The sequence below is a fragment of the Nucisporomicrobium flavum genome, assembly GCF_016464385.1.
GTDB classification, from domain to species: domain Bacteria; phylum Actinomycetota; class Actinomycetes; order Mycobacteriales; family Micromonosporaceae; genus Actinoplanes; species Actinoplanes flavus_A.
Window position 1 is genome coordinate 425,691 of sequence record NZ_JADMLH010000001.1, and the last position, 14,510, is coordinate 440,200.

The 14,510-nt window shown below is 75.0% G+C and carries 12 protein-coding genes; 6 read left to right on the forward strand and 6 right to left on the reverse strand.

The genetic code is table 11. The features are described from left to right. Positions 1-45: 45 nt before the first annotated feature. On the reverse strand, positions 46-1,362 hold the full coding sequence (locus IT780_RS02085; RefSeq protein ID WP_199509622.1) for a LysM peptidoglycan-binding domain-containing protein: 1,317 nt from the start codon (positions 1,360-1,362) through the stop codon (positions 46-48). A gap of 96 nt (positions 1,363-1,458) precedes the next feature. On the opposite strand from IT780_RS02085, the gene IT780_RS41490 reads away from it, so the two are divergent. Together IT780_RS41490 and IT780_RS02090 are read left to right on the forward strand one after the other, a co-directional pair. Continuing rightward, positions 1,459-2,391 carry a glycosyltransferase family 2 protein gene (locus tag IT780_RS41490; RefSeq protein ID WP_233412047.1) on the forward strand — a complete coding sequence of 311 codons (933 nt, stop codon included), beginning with the start codon at positions 1,459-1,461 and terminating at the stop codon, positions 2,389-2,391. After that, positions 2,388-3,545: a glycosyltransferase gene (locus IT780_RS02090; RefSeq protein ID WP_307830999.1), complete on the forward strand. Its 1,158-nt coding sequence runs from the start codon at positions 2,388-2,390 to the stop codon at positions 3,543-3,545. Before IT780_RS41490 ends, IT780_RS02090 begins: the two co-directional genes overlap by 4 nt. Here the strand turns inward: IT780_RS02090 and IT780_RS02095 are convergent. Together IT780_RS02095 and IT780_RS02100 are read right to left on the reverse strand one after the other, a co-directional pair. Continuing rightward, positions 3,463-4,782 carry a class I SAM-dependent methyltransferase gene (locus tag IT780_RS02095; protein WP_199509624.1) on the reverse strand — a complete coding sequence of 440 codons (1,320 nt, stop codon included), beginning with the start codon at positions 4,780-4,782 and terminating at the stop codon, positions 3,463-3,465. The two genes, IT780_RS02090 and IT780_RS02095, sit on opposite strands and share 83 nt — an antisense overlap. Then, positions 4,779-5,609, reverse strand: coding sequence for a hypothetical protein (locus tag IT780_RS02100; RefSeq protein WP_199509625.1), 831 nt, complete (start codon positions 5,607-5,609; stop codon positions 4,779-4,781). The genes IT780_RS02095 and IT780_RS02100 overlap by 4 nt, the downstream gene beginning before the upstream one ends. A 149-nt stretch (positions 5,610-5,758) precedes the next feature. On the opposite strand from IT780_RS02100, the gene IT780_RS02105 reads away from it, so the two are divergent. Next, complete coding sequence (locus IT780_RS02105; protein ID WP_199509626.1) at positions 5,759-6,919, forward strand: molybdopterin molybdotransferase MoeA; 1,161 nt, start codon at positions 5,759-5,761, stop codon at positions 6,917-6,919. Positions 6,920-6,925: 6 nt separating this feature from the next. Here the strand turns inward: IT780_RS02105 and IT780_RS02110 are convergent, their stop codons facing one another. Further along, positions 6,926-7,246 (reverse strand): winged helix-turn-helix domain-containing protein, encoded by a 321-nt coding sequence (locus tag IT780_RS02110; RefSeq protein ID WP_199509627.1) that lies wholly within the window; start codon positions 7,244-7,246, stop codon positions 6,926-6,928. Positions 7,247-7,307: 61 nt separating this feature from the next. Next, complete coding sequence (locus IT780_RS02115) at positions 7,308-9,710, reverse strand: phosphoketolase family protein (protein WP_199509628.1); 2,403 nt, start codon at positions 9,708-9,710, stop codon at positions 7,308-7,310. Between the two features lie 194 nt (positions 9,711-9,904). On the opposite strand from IT780_RS02115, the gene IT780_RS02120 reads away from it, so the two are divergent. From IT780_RS02120 to IT780_RS02130, 3 genes are all read left to right on the forward strand, one after another. Further along, positions 9,905-10,708: an FAD binding domain-containing protein gene (locus tag IT780_RS02120; RefSeq protein ID WP_199509629.1), complete on the forward strand. Its 804-nt coding sequence runs from the start codon at positions 9,905-9,907 to the stop codon at positions 10,706-10,708. An 86-nt stretch (positions 10,709-10,794) separates the two neighbouring features. Then, entirely contained in the window at positions 10,795-13,473 is a 2,679-nt protein-coding gene (locus IT780_RS02125; RefSeq protein ID WP_199509630.1) for a molybdopterin-dependent oxidoreductase, read from the forward strand. 88 nt (positions 13,474-13,561) lie between these two features. Next, positions 13,562-14,086, forward strand: coding sequence for a Pycsar system effector family protein (locus IT780_RS02130; RefSeq protein ID WP_199509631.1), 525 nt, complete (start codon positions 13,562-13,564; stop codon positions 14,084-14,086). Between the two features lie 86 nt (positions 14,087-14,172). On the opposite strand, the gene IT780_RS02135 is transcribed toward IT780_RS02130, so the two are convergent. Continuing rightward, positions 14,173-14,334: a hypothetical protein gene (locus IT780_RS02135; protein ID WP_199509632.1), complete on the reverse strand. Its 162-nt coding sequence runs from the start codon at positions 14,332-14,334 to the stop codon at positions 14,173-14,175. Between the last annotated feature and the right edge of the window lie 176 nt (positions 14,335-14,510).

Sequence of the window (14,510 nt, forward strand, 5' to 3'; positions counted from 1 at the left end):
AGACGGCGGCCCACCGCGCGTGATTCGGCGAAGAACAGGCCGGGCTCAGGCGGGGGCTACGGCGCCGGGGGCGTACACCATGACGCCCAGCGAACCGGTGTCCAGCCGGCCGTCGGCCTGCAGCCGGAAGCGCCAGCGGTCCTCGCTGGTCGCGCCGAGCACGACCACCGCCCAGGCGGCGTCGCCGCGGGCCGCCAGCTCGCGGATGCGGGGCAGGTCGGGGGCCGGCGGGGCGGAGCCGAGCAGCAGCACCCCGGCACCCGGCGGTTGGGCCTCCGCGGCGGCGATCGCCTCCTCGACGGTCTGCGCCGAGGCCACCTGGACCCCGGGGGCGATGTGCTGGGCCAGGCCACCCGCGACCACCCGGACCCCGGTGGACCAGGGGCTGGTGGTCAGCTCGGTCGCCCACGCGGCGGCGAGCGCGGCGGTGGCGGCGGGGTCGCCCTGCAACGCGATGACCCCGGGTGCCTGGCCCAGGTCGAGCAGCTCCCGGGTGCCGTACAGGGATCCGAGCGTGACCAGTCGCGGGCACAGCACGGCAGCGGCCGGATCGACCGGCAACACCTGCAGGTCCCGCAGCGCGGCCATCCACAGCCGGCCACCGTCCTGCGCGAGCCACGGCGCCGGCGCCGGCTCGTGCGGCACGACCAGGCGCAGCTTGAGCCACGCCTCGTCGACCGAGACGCCGTAGATCGCCGGGACGCCCGCGCCCGCCGCGGTCGTGAGCACCCGCAGGGCGCGGTCGACGGTCCAGGAGGCGGCGGTGTCGAACAGGTGGGCGGGCGGCCCGGTGCGCTGCCTCGGGATGCCGAGCGCGGCCGCCGCGGCCGGGGCGCCGCGGCGCCGGCGCACGAGCAGCACGAGCAGCACCGCGCCGGTGATCACGAGCAGGACCCCGAGGATCAGCGCCACGGGCAGCCACGGGAAGCCGTCGTCCGCCGGGGCGGCCGGCGGAGAGCCGGCGCTCGAGGCGGAGGGCGCCGCGGCGGAAGGGGCCGCCACCGGCAGCGGGGAGAACTCCACGCCGGGGCCCTGCGCGTCGGGCGGCAGCTGCAGGATCCAGCCCGGCTCGATCTCGTCGGGCACGGTGAGCCGCTTGCCGTCGGGCTGCAGCCGGCCCTTGTTCAGCGTGAAGATCTCACTGTTGCGGTCGCCGTCGCCGAGAAAGCGCTCGGCGATCTCGTACAGGAACTCGTCCTGGCCGTTGAAGCTGGGCCTGACCCTGTACCACTTCACCGGGTCCGTGGGCTCGGCGAGGACGGCGTACGCGGCCACCGGCGCCGCGTCCACCCGGCCCGGTGCGTACGGCGCCGCGCCCGCGAGGGCGGCGAGCAGCGCCATGAGAACGATTCGCGCACGCATGGAACGGGACCTTACCGCCGTCGATCTCCAGCCGTCGGCGCGAGGTCATCCGGCGTTCAGGGGGTGGACGCGGAGAGCTCCTAGCCTTCGGGCGTCATGGACACCACCCCCGAGGTCAGCGTGGTCATCCCGACCCGTAACCGTCCCGAGCTCCTGGCCCGCGCGGTCCGCAGCGTGCTCGCACAGACCGTCGCCGCGCTCGAGGTCGTCGTCGTGGCCGACGGACCCGACGAGGCCACCCCGAAGGCCCTGGCCGAGATCGGCGACCCCCGGGTGCGCCTGATCGCCCTGCCGGTCCGGGGCGGCGCGCCGAACGCCCGCAACACCGGCATCCGCGAGGCCCGCGCGCCGTGGACCGCGCTGCTCGATGACGACGACGAGTGGCTGCCGCCGAAGCTGGCCGTGCAACTGGAGCTCGCCCGCTCGGCGGACTGCGCGCGCCCCGTGGTCGCCAGCCGGCTGCTGAACCGTACGCCCCGCGCGGAGTACGTGATGCCGCGGCGGCTGCCCGCCGAGGATGAGCACCTGAGTGAGTACTTCACCGTGCGGCGCGGGCTGTTCCACGGCGAGGGCTTCATCCAGACGTCGACGATCCTGGCGCCGACCGAGCTGCTGCGCGCCGTGCCGTTCACCGTGGGCCTGCGCCGGCAGCAGGAACTGGACTGGACGCTGCGCGCGATCCGCGCCGAGGGCACCCGGCTCATCGTGGCCGCCGAGCCGCTCGTGGTGTGGCACCAGGACGAGGACCGGGAACGGATCAGCCACGGCATGCCCTGGGAGTCCCAGCTGGCATGGCTGCGGCGCAGCCGGGAGCTGTTCACCCCGCGGGCGTACGCGGCCTTCACGATGAGCGTGCTCAGCTCGATGGCCGCTCCGACGCGCAGCGCCACGGTCTTCCGCGAGCTGCTGCGCGAGGCCCGTACGCACGGCCGCCCGGCGCCCATCGACTACCTGACGCATCTGCAGATCTGGGCGATCCCGCCGCACCTGCGCCACGTGCTGCGCGACCGGGTGCTGGGGCGCCGGTGAGCCGCGTCGTCGTCTGGCGCAGCGCACTGCTGTCCGGCTCGGAGACGTTCGTCCGCGCCCAGGCCCGCGCGCTGACCCGCTGGGACGCCCGGTTCCTCGGCGCCGTGAAGGCCGAATCGCCGCTCGCCGAGGAGACCGACGTCATCACCTTCCCCCCGGGATTCCTGCGGCTGCGGCTGACCGGGCGGTCCCCGCGGCTGCGCCGGATCCTGGCCGGGCTGGGGCCCGACCTGGTGCACGCCCACTTCGGCGGGGACGGCTGGCTGGTCAGCGCGGCGGCGGCGGAGCTGGGCGTACCGCTGGTCGTCACCGTGCACGGCCACGACGTGACCCGCCAGCCGCTCGCCCGTGGCCTCAAGGGCATGCGCTACCGCCGGAACCTGCGCACGGTGTTCCGCCGCGCGGCGCTGGTCCTCGCCGTCTCCGGGCCCATCCGGGACGCCGCGATCGCCCGGGGCGCCGACCCCGCGAAGGTGCGCCTGCACCACACCGGCGTCCCGGTCCCCCCGGCGCCGCCCGCCGGGCCGAAGGAGTGGGACGTCGTCTTCGTCGGCCGGTTCGTGGCCAAGAAGGGCCTCGACGATCTGGTGGCGGCGCTCGGCACGCTGTCCGACCTGGCGCCACGCGTCCTGCTGGCGGGTGAGGGCCCCCTGCTGCCGGAGATCCGCTCCCGTGCGGCCGCGCTGGGCCTCGACGTCACGTTCCCCGGCGCGCTCGGCCACGCCGCCGCGGAACGGGCCATGGCGGCGGCCAAGGTGTTCGCGTCGCCGTCACGGACCGCGCCCGACGGCGACAGCGAGGGCCTGCCCACCACGATCCTCGAGGCCGCGGCGCGGGGTGTACCCGTGGTGTCGACCCGGCACAGCGGCATTCCCGAAGCCGTGGTGCACGGCGAGACCGGGCTGCTCGGCGCGGAGGGCGACCGGGCGGCGCTGGCGGCGCACCTGCGGCTGCTGCTGACCGACGGCGAGCTGCGCGAGCGGCTGGGGCGCCGGGCCCGCGAGCATGTCCGGGACCGGTTCGACCTTGCCGTGCAGACCCGGCGCCTCGAGGACCTCTACGACGCCGTCATCAGGGGCGGCGCAGCAGGCGGCGGGCCGCGCGTACCCCGCCCACGAACGCCCGCCCCGCCCGGGCCGGACCGGTACCGCTGAGCAGCTCGACCGTCCGCCGGGCCAGGCGCAGGTCGGCCTCACGGGCGGTCAGCTCCTCCGCCAGGAACGCGGCCTGCGCCCGGGCCTCGGCCAGCTCGCGGGTGAGCCGGTCACGCTCGGCGCGCAGCTCGGCGAAGGGCAGCGCGCGCCGCTCCGTTTCCTCGCCGATCGCCAGCTCGCGGCCGGCCATGGCGGCCAGGGTCGCGGCGAGGTCGGTGCTGCCGGGCCACGGATGGCCGCCGCGCTGCAGCCGGTCGGCCAGGTCGCGCAGGGTCGCGGCGACGTCGCCCGCCGGCGCCAAGGGGGTCAGGGTGCCGTCCGGGCCGCTGAGCACCTGACCGGCCGGGACCCCGGCCGCCGGGCCGTCGAGCCACGACCCGAGCAGCTCACGCACGGCGGGCAGGTCACGCCGGGCGGCGGCGCCGGCTATGCGACTGAGCAGGGTACGGGTGCCCGGGGCGGCCCCCGGTGCCGTGGCCGGAGTCCTCAGGGCGTCCCTGGTGCGGGCGGCGACCACGACCCACGCGGGCGCGAGCACGTGGCCCTGCCGGAGGCTCGCCAGCGCCGGCGGCACCGGATCGGTGAGCACCTCGGCGTCGTCGTCGAACGCGCCCGCCACCACAGCTTCCGCGGCGGCGTCGTCGCGCGTGGTCTCCAGCACGACCCGCGGCCGCACGGGGTCGGGGTAGAGGGCGTACACCCGCGACGCCCCGGACCCGGTGAGCGGTCCCGGCCCGGCCGGCCGGGTGTCGTCCCAGGCCGGGGTCCAGTCCGAGTCGGACGGCGGCCGCGGGGGCGCGACGAGCCGGTGTACGCCCAGCGGGTTCTCCAGCGCCAGCATCAGCAGCCCGTCCGGCTTCAGCACGCCGCGCAGCACGTCGAGCGTCTGCGCCCAGCTCAGCTCGTCGTGCTCGGCCGTACCGAGGCGTTCCAGGCCGTCGAGCGCGATGACGGTGTCGAACGGCTCCTCGGCCGCGAGCTTGGCGACGCTGCCGCAGAGCACCTCGAGGCCGGGCAGGCCGGCGAGCCGTTCCGCGTCGGGGACGCCGCGCACCAGCACCGTGGCGCCGGTCAGCCCGGCCAGCAGGGCGGGGTCGTGCGGGCCGGCGACGAGCGTACGGCCGCGGGCGGCGGCCAGGAACGGCGCGAGGGCCTCGCCGCGCACCGGCCCGGGCCCGTGGGTGCCGTCGAGATCCGACCAGACGAGCATCTCCCCGCCGATCAGCCGGTACGTCACCGTTGCCTCCGGTTCCAGCGCAGCACATGGCGCAGCTCGGCCGCCGGCGCGAGCCGGTCCGCGCCCAGTTCCTCGACGGCGGCCGCGTACGCGACCCCGGTGTCCACCTGCTCGCCGTGCAGCTCGGCCCACTGGCGGCGGATCCGGGCCTGCCCGCCGTGCCGCGGATCCTCGTTGCTCAGCGTCATCGGGTCGCCGTACACCGCGGGCTCGCAGCCGGCCAGGATGCCGTACCAGACGGCGCTGCTGAGCCGGTTGGCGGCGACCCTGCGGTGCCGGCGCAGCTCGGTCAGCTGCCGGTCGAGGAACCCGGGATCGCCGGCTCGGAGGGCGTCGCCGCGGTACCCGTGGCACACCACGCGGAAGCCCGCGCGCTCGTAACGGCGGCGTACGGCGGGCATCCGGAATTCCTGCCAGTAGAGACACACGGTGACCGGGCCGGGCTCGGTGGCACGGATCCGCGCGATGAGCCGGCCGTGGTCGCCGGTCACGTGCTGGCCCTCCCAGCCGTGGAACGGGTACCAGATCGTGCCCTCGCGCGCCGCGGCCGCCTCCGGGGGCTCCGGGCGCAGCCGCAGCAGGTACGCCCACGGCGCCCCGACGACGTACGTGCCGCGCCGCCCCAGCGACCAGGCGCGGCGCCGGGTGCGCTCGGACCAGAGGAACAGCGGCACGCCGGGGACGTACTCATGATCGCCGGCCATCCCGTCGCCGATGTTCCACCCGTGCTGCAGGTAGCCGTACATGCGCGGGGGCGGATCGCCGTCGACGCCGCAGTAGCGAGCCAGGACGTGGGAGTGGCCGTAGTAGTCGTTGGCCCGGTGCACCGGGGGATTCTCACCCGGCCCCGAACCCGCCCGCCACCGCTGCGCCGACTGTTCCGCGGAGCGTCGCCTCCCCGTTGCCTGACGCCGCAACGCGTGACACGCGCGGGCCCGCGCGGCGCGCGGCGGGCGGGGATGTGACACTCACCGGGATGCCCGGACACCACACGGCCCTGCCCTGGCGCGAGGCGGTCGCCGTCGCCGCCCGCGCGGCCACACCGCTGCCCGCCGAGGACGTGCCGCTCGCCGAGGCGCCGGGACGCGTCCTGGCCGTACCGGTCGCGGCCCGCAGCGACCTGCCCGGCACCGACACCGCAGCCATGGACGGGTACGCGGTCGCCGGCCCGGGCCCGTGGACGGTGACCGCCCGGGTGCTCGCCGGGGGCGCGCCGTGGCCCGGCCGGCTCGGCCCGGGACAGGCGGTCGAGATCATGACCGGCGCCCCGGTGCCGGTCGGAGCGGTCGCCGTGGTGCCGTACGAACACACCACCGTCACGCCCGAGGGCGCGGTGTCCGGGCCGATCGGTCAGCGGGCCCACATCCGCCGCGCCGGGGAGGACGCCCGGGCCGGGGACGAGATGCTGCCCGCCGGCCGCCTGGTGACCGCCGCGGTCGCGGGGCTGCTCGCCCAGGCCGGCGCCGACGTCGTCCGGGTACGGGCCCGCCCCCGCGTCCGCCTGCTGGTCACCGGCGACGAGGTGATCGCCGCGGGCGTGCCGGCGTCCGGGCAGGTCCGCGACGTGTTCGGCCCGATGGCGCCCGCCGTGATCACGGCCGCGGGCGGCGTCCTGCACGACCGGCGGCTGCTGCGCGACGACCCGGGGGCGCTCGCCGACGGCCTGCTGGCACCGGACGCCGAGGTGGTCGCGGTCAGCGGGTCCTCGTCGGCGGGGCGCGCCGACCACCTGCGTACGGTCCTCGACAAGATCGGCGGGCGGCCGCTCGTGGACCAGGTCGCCTGCCGCCCGGGGCACCCGCAGCTGCTGGCGGCGCTGCCGGGCGGGCGCTGGCTGGTCGGGCTGCCGGGCAACCCGTTCGCCGGCCTGGTCGCCGGCATGACGCTGCTGCGGCCGCTGCTGCGAGGGCTCACCGGCCTCGCCCCGGCCCGGCCGTGGCGGCTCCCCGTCCACGGCGAGGTCCGGCCCGCGCCGGGCATCACCCGCCTGGTGCCCGTGACGCTCGACGGCGACCGGGCGGTGGTCGTACCGGGGGCGCGGCCCGCGAGCCTGTCCGGCGCGGGCCTGGCCGACGCGCTGGCCGTGCTGGAGGAGGACTGGACGCCCGGCGAGCCGGCCGACATCCTCCCCTGGTAGAGGCCCCTAGGCCGGGACGGCGAGGCGGAAACCCACGCCGCGGCGGTTCTCGATCCACGCCGGGTCGCCCAGCTTGCGGCGCAGGCTCGCCACGTGGAAGTCCAGGGTCTTGCTCGGCCCCTCGAAGCCCGGGCCCCACACCTCGTCGAGGATGCGGCGCCGGGTCACCACCGCGCCGGGTTGCTCGGCGAGGAGCAGGAGCAGGCCGAGCTCCTTGGGGCTGAGCGGGACCGGGATGCCGTGCACCCGCACCTGCCGGTCCCGCGGGTCGATCGTCATCGGGCCGTACCCGGGTACCGGACCGCCCGTCACCAGCTGCACGCTCATGGACCTTGGTACGGAACAACGCACCCCGCCGGTTCAGTGCCCGGCGGGGTGCGTTCGCAGATCAGCCGCGCGTGGCCCAGTCGCCGAGCGACCAGTCACGCACCTCCGGCATGTCCTCGAGGTGCTCCACCACGTACCGGTCGTGGCGCTCCAGCTGGCTCTCGCACCACGCCTTGAGGTCGGACGCGCCGCGCGGCAGCCGCTTGGCGTTGTTGATCGCGTCCATGACCAGGTGGTAGCGCGACGCCTTGTTGCGCACCGTCATGTCGAACGGGGTCGTGGTCGTGCCCTGCTCGATGAAGCCGCGGACCCGGAACCGGTCGGCGTCGGGGCGGCCGTGCACCAGCTGGTGGATGGCGCCCGGGTAGCCGTGGAACGAGAACACCACGTCCACCGTGTCGGTGAAGAGCTCGGTGAACATCGTCTCGCTCATGCCGTGCGGGTGGTCCTTGGGCCGGGGCAGCGTCATCAGGTCGACGACGTTGACCACCCGCACCTTGAACCCGGGCAGCCGCTCCTTGAGGATCTGGGCGGCCGCGACGGTCTCCATGGTGACCACGTCACCGGCGCAGGCCAGCACGATGTCCGGGTCGCTGCCGCCGTCGTCGGTGCCGGCCCAGTCCCAGATGCCCGCGCCGCGGGCGGCGTGCTCGACGGCCTCGTCCATCGTCAGCCACTGCAGCTGCGGCTGCTTGTCGATGACGATGAGGTTGACGTACGAGCGGGACCGGAAGCAGTGGTCGGCGACCGAGAGCAGCGTGTTGGCGTCCGGCGGCAGGTAGATGCGCGACACGTCGCCACGCTGGGTCAGCACCACCTGGATGAGACCCGGGCCCTGGTGCGAGAAGCCGTTGTGGTCGTTGCGCCACGCGGTGGAGGTGAGCAGCACGTTGAGGCTGGGCACCTTCGCCCGCCACGGCAGGTGCTTGGCCTCCTGCAGCCACTTGCCGTGCTGCACGGTCTGCGAGGCGCTGACCATGGCGAACGCCTCGTACGTGGCGAACATGCCGTGCCGGCCGGTCAGGTTGTAGCCCTCGAGCCAGCCGTGGCAGTTGTGCTCGGAGAGCACCTCCATGACCCGGCCGTCGCGCGAGATCTTGACGTCGTCGGCGGTGACGCTCTCCATGAACCCGCGGTCGGAGACCTCGAACACGGCGCCGAGCCGGTTGCTGTTGGTCTCGTCCGGGCAGAACAGCCGGAAGCGGTCGGGGTTGCGCGAGTAGATGTCGCGCATGAACTCGCCGAGCTTGCGGGTCGACTCGGCGCGCTCGGCGGCCGGCTCGGGCACGTCGACCGCGTAGTCGCGGAAGTCCGGCAGGTCCAGGTCGCGGCAGATCACGCCGCCGTTGGCGTGCGGGCTCGCGCTCATCCGCAGCGCCCCTTCGGGCGCCAGCTCCCGCACGATCGCGGTCGGCGCGCCCTGCGCGTCGAAAAGCTCCTCCGGACGGTACGACCGCAGCCAGGTCTCCAGGATCGCCAGGTGCTCCGGGTTGTCCTTGACGCCCGACAGCGGCACCTGGTGCGAGCGCCACGTGCCGGTCACCGTGACACCGTCCACCGCGTCCGGACCGGTCCAGCCCTTGGGCGAGCGGAGGATGATCAGCGGCCAGCGCGGGCGGGTGCCGTCCCAGTCGCCGTCGCGGGCGGACTGCTGGATCCCGCGGATCTTGGCGTACGAGTCGGCGAGCGCCGCGGCGAACCGGTGGTGCATGCCGGGCAGGTCGTCGCCCTCGACCTCGATGACCTCGTACCCGTGGCCCTCCAGCAGCGAGCGCACCTCGCCGCGGTCCTTGCGGGCCAGCACGGTCGGCCCGGCGATCTTGGCACCGTTGAGGTGCAGGATCGGCAGCACGGCGCCGTCACGGGCCGGGTTGATGAACGAGACGCCCTTCCAGGAGCCCTCGAGCGGGCCGGTCTCGGCCTCGCCGTCGCCGACCACGGCGATCGTCAGCAGGTCCGGGTTGTCCATCACGGACCCGAACGCGTGCACGAGCACGTACCCCAGCTCGCCACCCTCGTGGATGGAGCCGGGCGTCGTCACCGACACGTGGCTGGGGATGCCGCCGGGCGCGGAGAACTGGCGGAACAGGCGGAGCATGCCGTTCTCGTCCTGCGTCACGGTGGGGTACACCTCGGTGTAGGTGCCCTCGAGGTAGCCGGCGGCGACGAGCGCCGGGCCGCCGTGGCCGGGGCCGGCGAGGTAGATCGCCTGCTGTCCGGTGTGCTTGATGAGCCGCGAGACGTGCGCGTAGATCAGCGAGAGGCCGGGGCTCGTACCCCAGTGGCCCAGCAGCCGCGGCTTGATGTCCTCGGGCGAGAGCGGGCGCCGCAGCAGCGGGTTCGCCTGCAGGTAGATCTGCCCGATGGTCAGATAGTTGTTGGCGCGCCACCACGCGTCGAGACTTGCCACCTCCGTGTCGTCCAGTCGGCCGAGGCTGGTCAGGTCCTGCGAAACCGTCGTCATGATCCAGATCCTATGGTCGCTCGTGAACGCTGGTCAGGGACTTAGGTCCCCTACCCGGGGGGCGCTTCGGCAAGCATCCACCGGTCACTCCACCCTAGGTGCTCGCGCGTGCCGTGTTCGTCCCGCGCCGGAAACACATCCCGCGTACCGTACCGTTGGTCCTGGTCAGAGGTTCGTCGTGCGAGGGGGCCGGCGTGGATCTGCACACGGTCGCCGAGGTCGTCAGCCCGGCCGGCGCGGGCCAGTGGCGGCCCGGGGACGCCTGGCTCGCCGGCGGCACCGCGCTCTTCGCCGAGCCGCGCCCGGGGGTGACCCGGCTGCTGGACCTGGCCGCCGCCGGCTGGACGCCGATCACTGTCCGTGACGACGGGCTGGAGATCGCGGCCACGTGCACGGTCGCGGAGCTCGCCGCGTACGCCCGCGCGCCGCACCTGACCGCGTTCCACGGGCTCGCCACCGCTTGCTGCCACGCGTTCCTGGCCTCCTTCAAGATCTGGAACGTGGCCACCGTCGGCGGCAACCTCTGCGCCGCGCTCCCGGCCGGCCCGATGATCGCGCTGACCGCGGCGCTGGGCGGGGAATGCCTGATCCTCGGCCCCGGCGGGGAGCGGCGGGTGCCGGTGACACGCTTCGTGACCGGCGACGGCACGACCGCGCTGAGCCCCGGCGAGCTGCTGCGCTCGGTCACCCTGCCCACGGCCGCGGCGACCGGGCGTACGGCGTACCGCCGCGGCTCGCTGTTCACCCACGGCCGTTCGGCCGTGCTGCTGGCCGGACGGCTCGCGCCCGGCGGCCTCGTCCTGACCGTGACCGCCGCGACCGTCCGCCCCTACCAGCTGACCTTCGACGGGGTGCCGGGCGCCGCCGCGCTCCAGGCGGCGCTGGCGGACGCCGTGCCGGACGACGCGTGGGCGGACGACGTGCACGGCTCCCCCGCGTGGCGGCGGCACCTCACCTTCCGCTACGCCGAGGAGATCCGCCGGGAGCTCACGGCATGAGCGACTGCACCGAGCCACGCCCGCCGGCACCCGGCAACGGCCCCGACGGCGAGGGCCAGGAGGGCATGCCCCGGAGACACAGCCCCATGACTGTATCCATCAACGGCGCGGACCACGACCGGCCGCCGCGGCCCGGGCAGTGCCTGCGCACCTACCTGCGGGAGGAGGGCTGCACCGGGGTCAAGAAGGGCTGCGACACCGGCGACTGCGGTGCGTGCACCGTCCACGTCGACGGCGTGCCCGTGCACAGCTGCGTCTACCCGGCGTTCCGGGCGCGGGGCCGGCGGGTCACGACGATCGAGGGGCTCGCGCCGCCGGACGGGCTGCATCCGGTGCAGCAGCGGTTCCTGGACGCGCAGGGCTTCCAGTGTGGCTTCTGCACCGCTGGCCTGATCATGACCACGGCCGCGCTCGACGAGGCGCGGCTGGCCGACCTGCCGCGGGCGTTGAAGGGAAACCTGTGCCGGTGCACCGGATACCGCGCGATCGGTGACGCGATCCGCGGCGTGCGTACCGTGGACGATGCGGACGGCGGACCCGCGGTGGGCGCGAGCGTCGGCGCCCCGGCGGGAGCTCAGGTCGTCACGGGAGCGGCTCAGTACACGTTCGATGTGGACGTTCCCGGGCTGCTGCACCTCAAGGTGCTCCGCTCGCCGTACGCGCACGCCCGCATCGCCGGCATCGACACCGCCCCGGCGCTGGCCGTGCCGGGGGTCCGGGCGGTGCTGACCCACGAGGACGCCCCCGGCCGCCACTTCTCCACGGCCCGGCACGAGCATCCCACCGAGGACCCGGCCGACACCCGCGTCCTCGACGACGTGGTCCGCTTCGCCGGCCAGCGCGTCGCCGCCGTGGTCGCCGACACCGAGGCCGCCGCCGAGGAGGGGTGCCGGCGGCTGCGCGTCGCGTACGAGGTCCTGCCCCCGGTCCTCGGCCCGGAGGCGGCGATGCGCCCGGGCGCGCCGCTCGTGCACGGCGACAAGGACCCGGTCGCGAACCGCATCGCCCGGCCGGACCGCAACCTCGCCGGCGAGCTGCACGCCGAGCTCGGCTCGGTCGCTGACGGATTCGCCGAGGCCGACGTCGTGTACGAGGAGACGTTCCGCACCCCGCGCGTGCAGCACGCCAGCCTCGAGACCCACGGCGCGATCGGCTGGCTGGACAATGAGGGCCGGCTGACGCTGCGTTCCAGCACCCAGACGCCGTTCCTCACCCGGCTGGCCCTCGCCGACCTGTACGACCTGCCGCCCGAGCGGGTGCGCGTGCTCACCGGCCGGGTCGGCGGCGGCTTCGGCGGCAAGCAGGAGATGCTCACCGAGGACCTCGTCGCGCTCGCCGTCCGCACGACGGGACGGCCCGTCAAGCACGAATACACCCGCGCCGAGCAGTTCACCTCGGCCACGACCCGGCACGCTTTCACCGTACGGATGAAAGCCGGCGCCCGCCGCGACGGCTCCCTGACCGCGCTGCAGCTGCACGTCGTCACCGACACCGGCGCGTACGGCAACCACGGCCCCGCGGTCATGTACCACGGCTGCCACGAGTCGATCGCGGTCTACCGCTGCCCGAACAAGAAGGTCGACGCGTACGCGGTCTACACGACCACCGTCCCGGCAGGAGCGTTCCGCGGCTACGGCCTGGGCCAGGTGTCGTTCGCGGTGGAGTCGGTCCTGGACGAGCTGGCCCGGCGCCTCGGCATGGACCCGGTGCTGTTCCGGGAACGCAACGTGGTCCGGCCCGGCGAGCCGCTGACCGCGCCGGGCGAGCACGCCGACGATTTGCTGATCGGCAGCTACGGCCTGGACCAGTGCCTGGCCGCGATCCGCTCGGCCGCCGCGTCCACCGGTACGCAGGCGCCGCCGGGCTGGCTGGTCGGCGACGGCATGGCGATGGCGATGATCGCCGCCGGACCGCCGGGCGGCCACGTCGCCGACGCCGCGGTCACCCTGCTGCCGGATGGCCGCTACGAGCTCGCCGTCGGCACCGCGGAGTTCGGCAACGGCAGCACCACGGTCCACGCCCAGATCGTCGCCGACACCCTGGGAACCACGCCGGACCGGATCGTCATCCGGCAGTCCGACACCGACCTGGTGGGGCACGACACCGGCGCGTTCGGCTCCACGGGCGTCGTGGTCGCCGGCCACGCGGTGCTGCTGGCCGCCCGCGCGCTGCGGACGCGGATCCTGGAGTCGGCCGGCGGGTCCACCCTGTCCGCCGGGGCCGTCCACCTGCCGGACGGCACCTCGCTGCCCCTCACCCGGGTGGGCCCGGTGCAGGCCGAGGGCCGCTGGGCGGGCACGCCCCGCTCGGTCGCCTTCAACGCCCACTGGTTCCGCATCGCGGTCGACCCGGACACCGGCGAGCTCCGCATCCTGCGCAGCGTGCACAGCGCCGACGCGGGCCGGGTGATGAACCCGCTGCAGTGCCGGGGCCAGATCGAGGGCGGCGTGGCGCAGGCGCTGGGCTCGGCGCTCACGGAACGCATGGTCGTCGACGAGGCCGGGCGGGTCACCACCACCGGCTTCCGGCAGTACCACCTGCCGGCGTACGCGGACGTGCCGGAGACGGAGATCGTCCTCGCCGACACGGAGGACTCGATCGGCCCGCTGGGCGCGAAGTCCATGAGCGAGAGCCCGTACAACCCGGTGGCGCCCGCCCTGGCGAACGCGCTGCGCGACGCGACGGGCGTACGGTTCACCGAGCTCCCCTTCACCCGCGACCGCGTCTGGGCCCGGCTGCAGGACCGGGCCGGCCCCTCGGCCTGACGGTCGGTCAGCCGACAGTGCGCCGGCCGCTCCCGGTGGGAAGCTGCGAGGTGACCCATGGCGACCGCGGACTGCGAAGGACCCGGCCATGACACAACCCGCAGCATCCGGCACGTCCGTCCACCCGGTGACCGACGAAGGATGGGCCCGGCTTCAGCGCGCCCACGCCGTCAACCAACCGGCGGCCCAGGAATCGCGGACGGCGGACCAGCACGCCGGCCTCATCGCGGCGGTCGCCTCCCTCGCGGCGAGCCTGTCGCTGACCGGCGCCACGCTGATCCTCGACGAGAACGCGCTCGACCGGCCGTCCTGGGTGCGATGGTGGTTCGGCCTCGTACTGGTGCTCAGCGTCACGCTGTTCGTGCTCGCGGCGATCATGTCGCTGCGCGTCCACCTCGAACGGAGGCCCCTGCGCGAGGACCTCACCGACCACGACCTCGCCCACTGGGTGACCGCCGCCGCGGAGCAGCTCGAACGGGACGTACGGGCCAACTGGGCGACGGCCGCCGCCAAGCACCGCAAGGTGGTGTGGGCGCTGGGCTGCCTCATCGCCGGGCTCGTCCTGGTAGCCGTCCTGACAGTGCTCGCCTGGGTGAGCGCGGCGGCGGCCTGAGCCGCCCGCAGCCGGCCCGGCACCCGAGTTGTCGGGCCGCGCGTCCCCGGCCGACCGACAGGGCGATGCGCGCCGAGCCGACCGGCTCAGAGCAGCGCGGCGACCACCGTGGCGAGCAGCGCGAGGACCGCCGCGAGCGAGCCGATCCGCAGGATCGCCGGGTCGGCCAGCACCTGCGTGATCCGCACCGGCGCGGCCGCCTGCCCGGGCTGCCCCGGCCGGTCCAGCACGCTCGCTTCGACACTCATGTTCGGCTCCCCACGACAGCGTTCCTGCGTTGACGAGCACGACTATCCCGCCGATCGCGCCGCCGCCGCATCGGTGCGGAGCCGGATTCGCCGGCCCCGCGACTCGGTCGAAAGTCATAGGCGCGACCCCGCCGCCCAGCCAGGCCGAGCGGCCCGGGCAAGCAGCGACCGAGCCG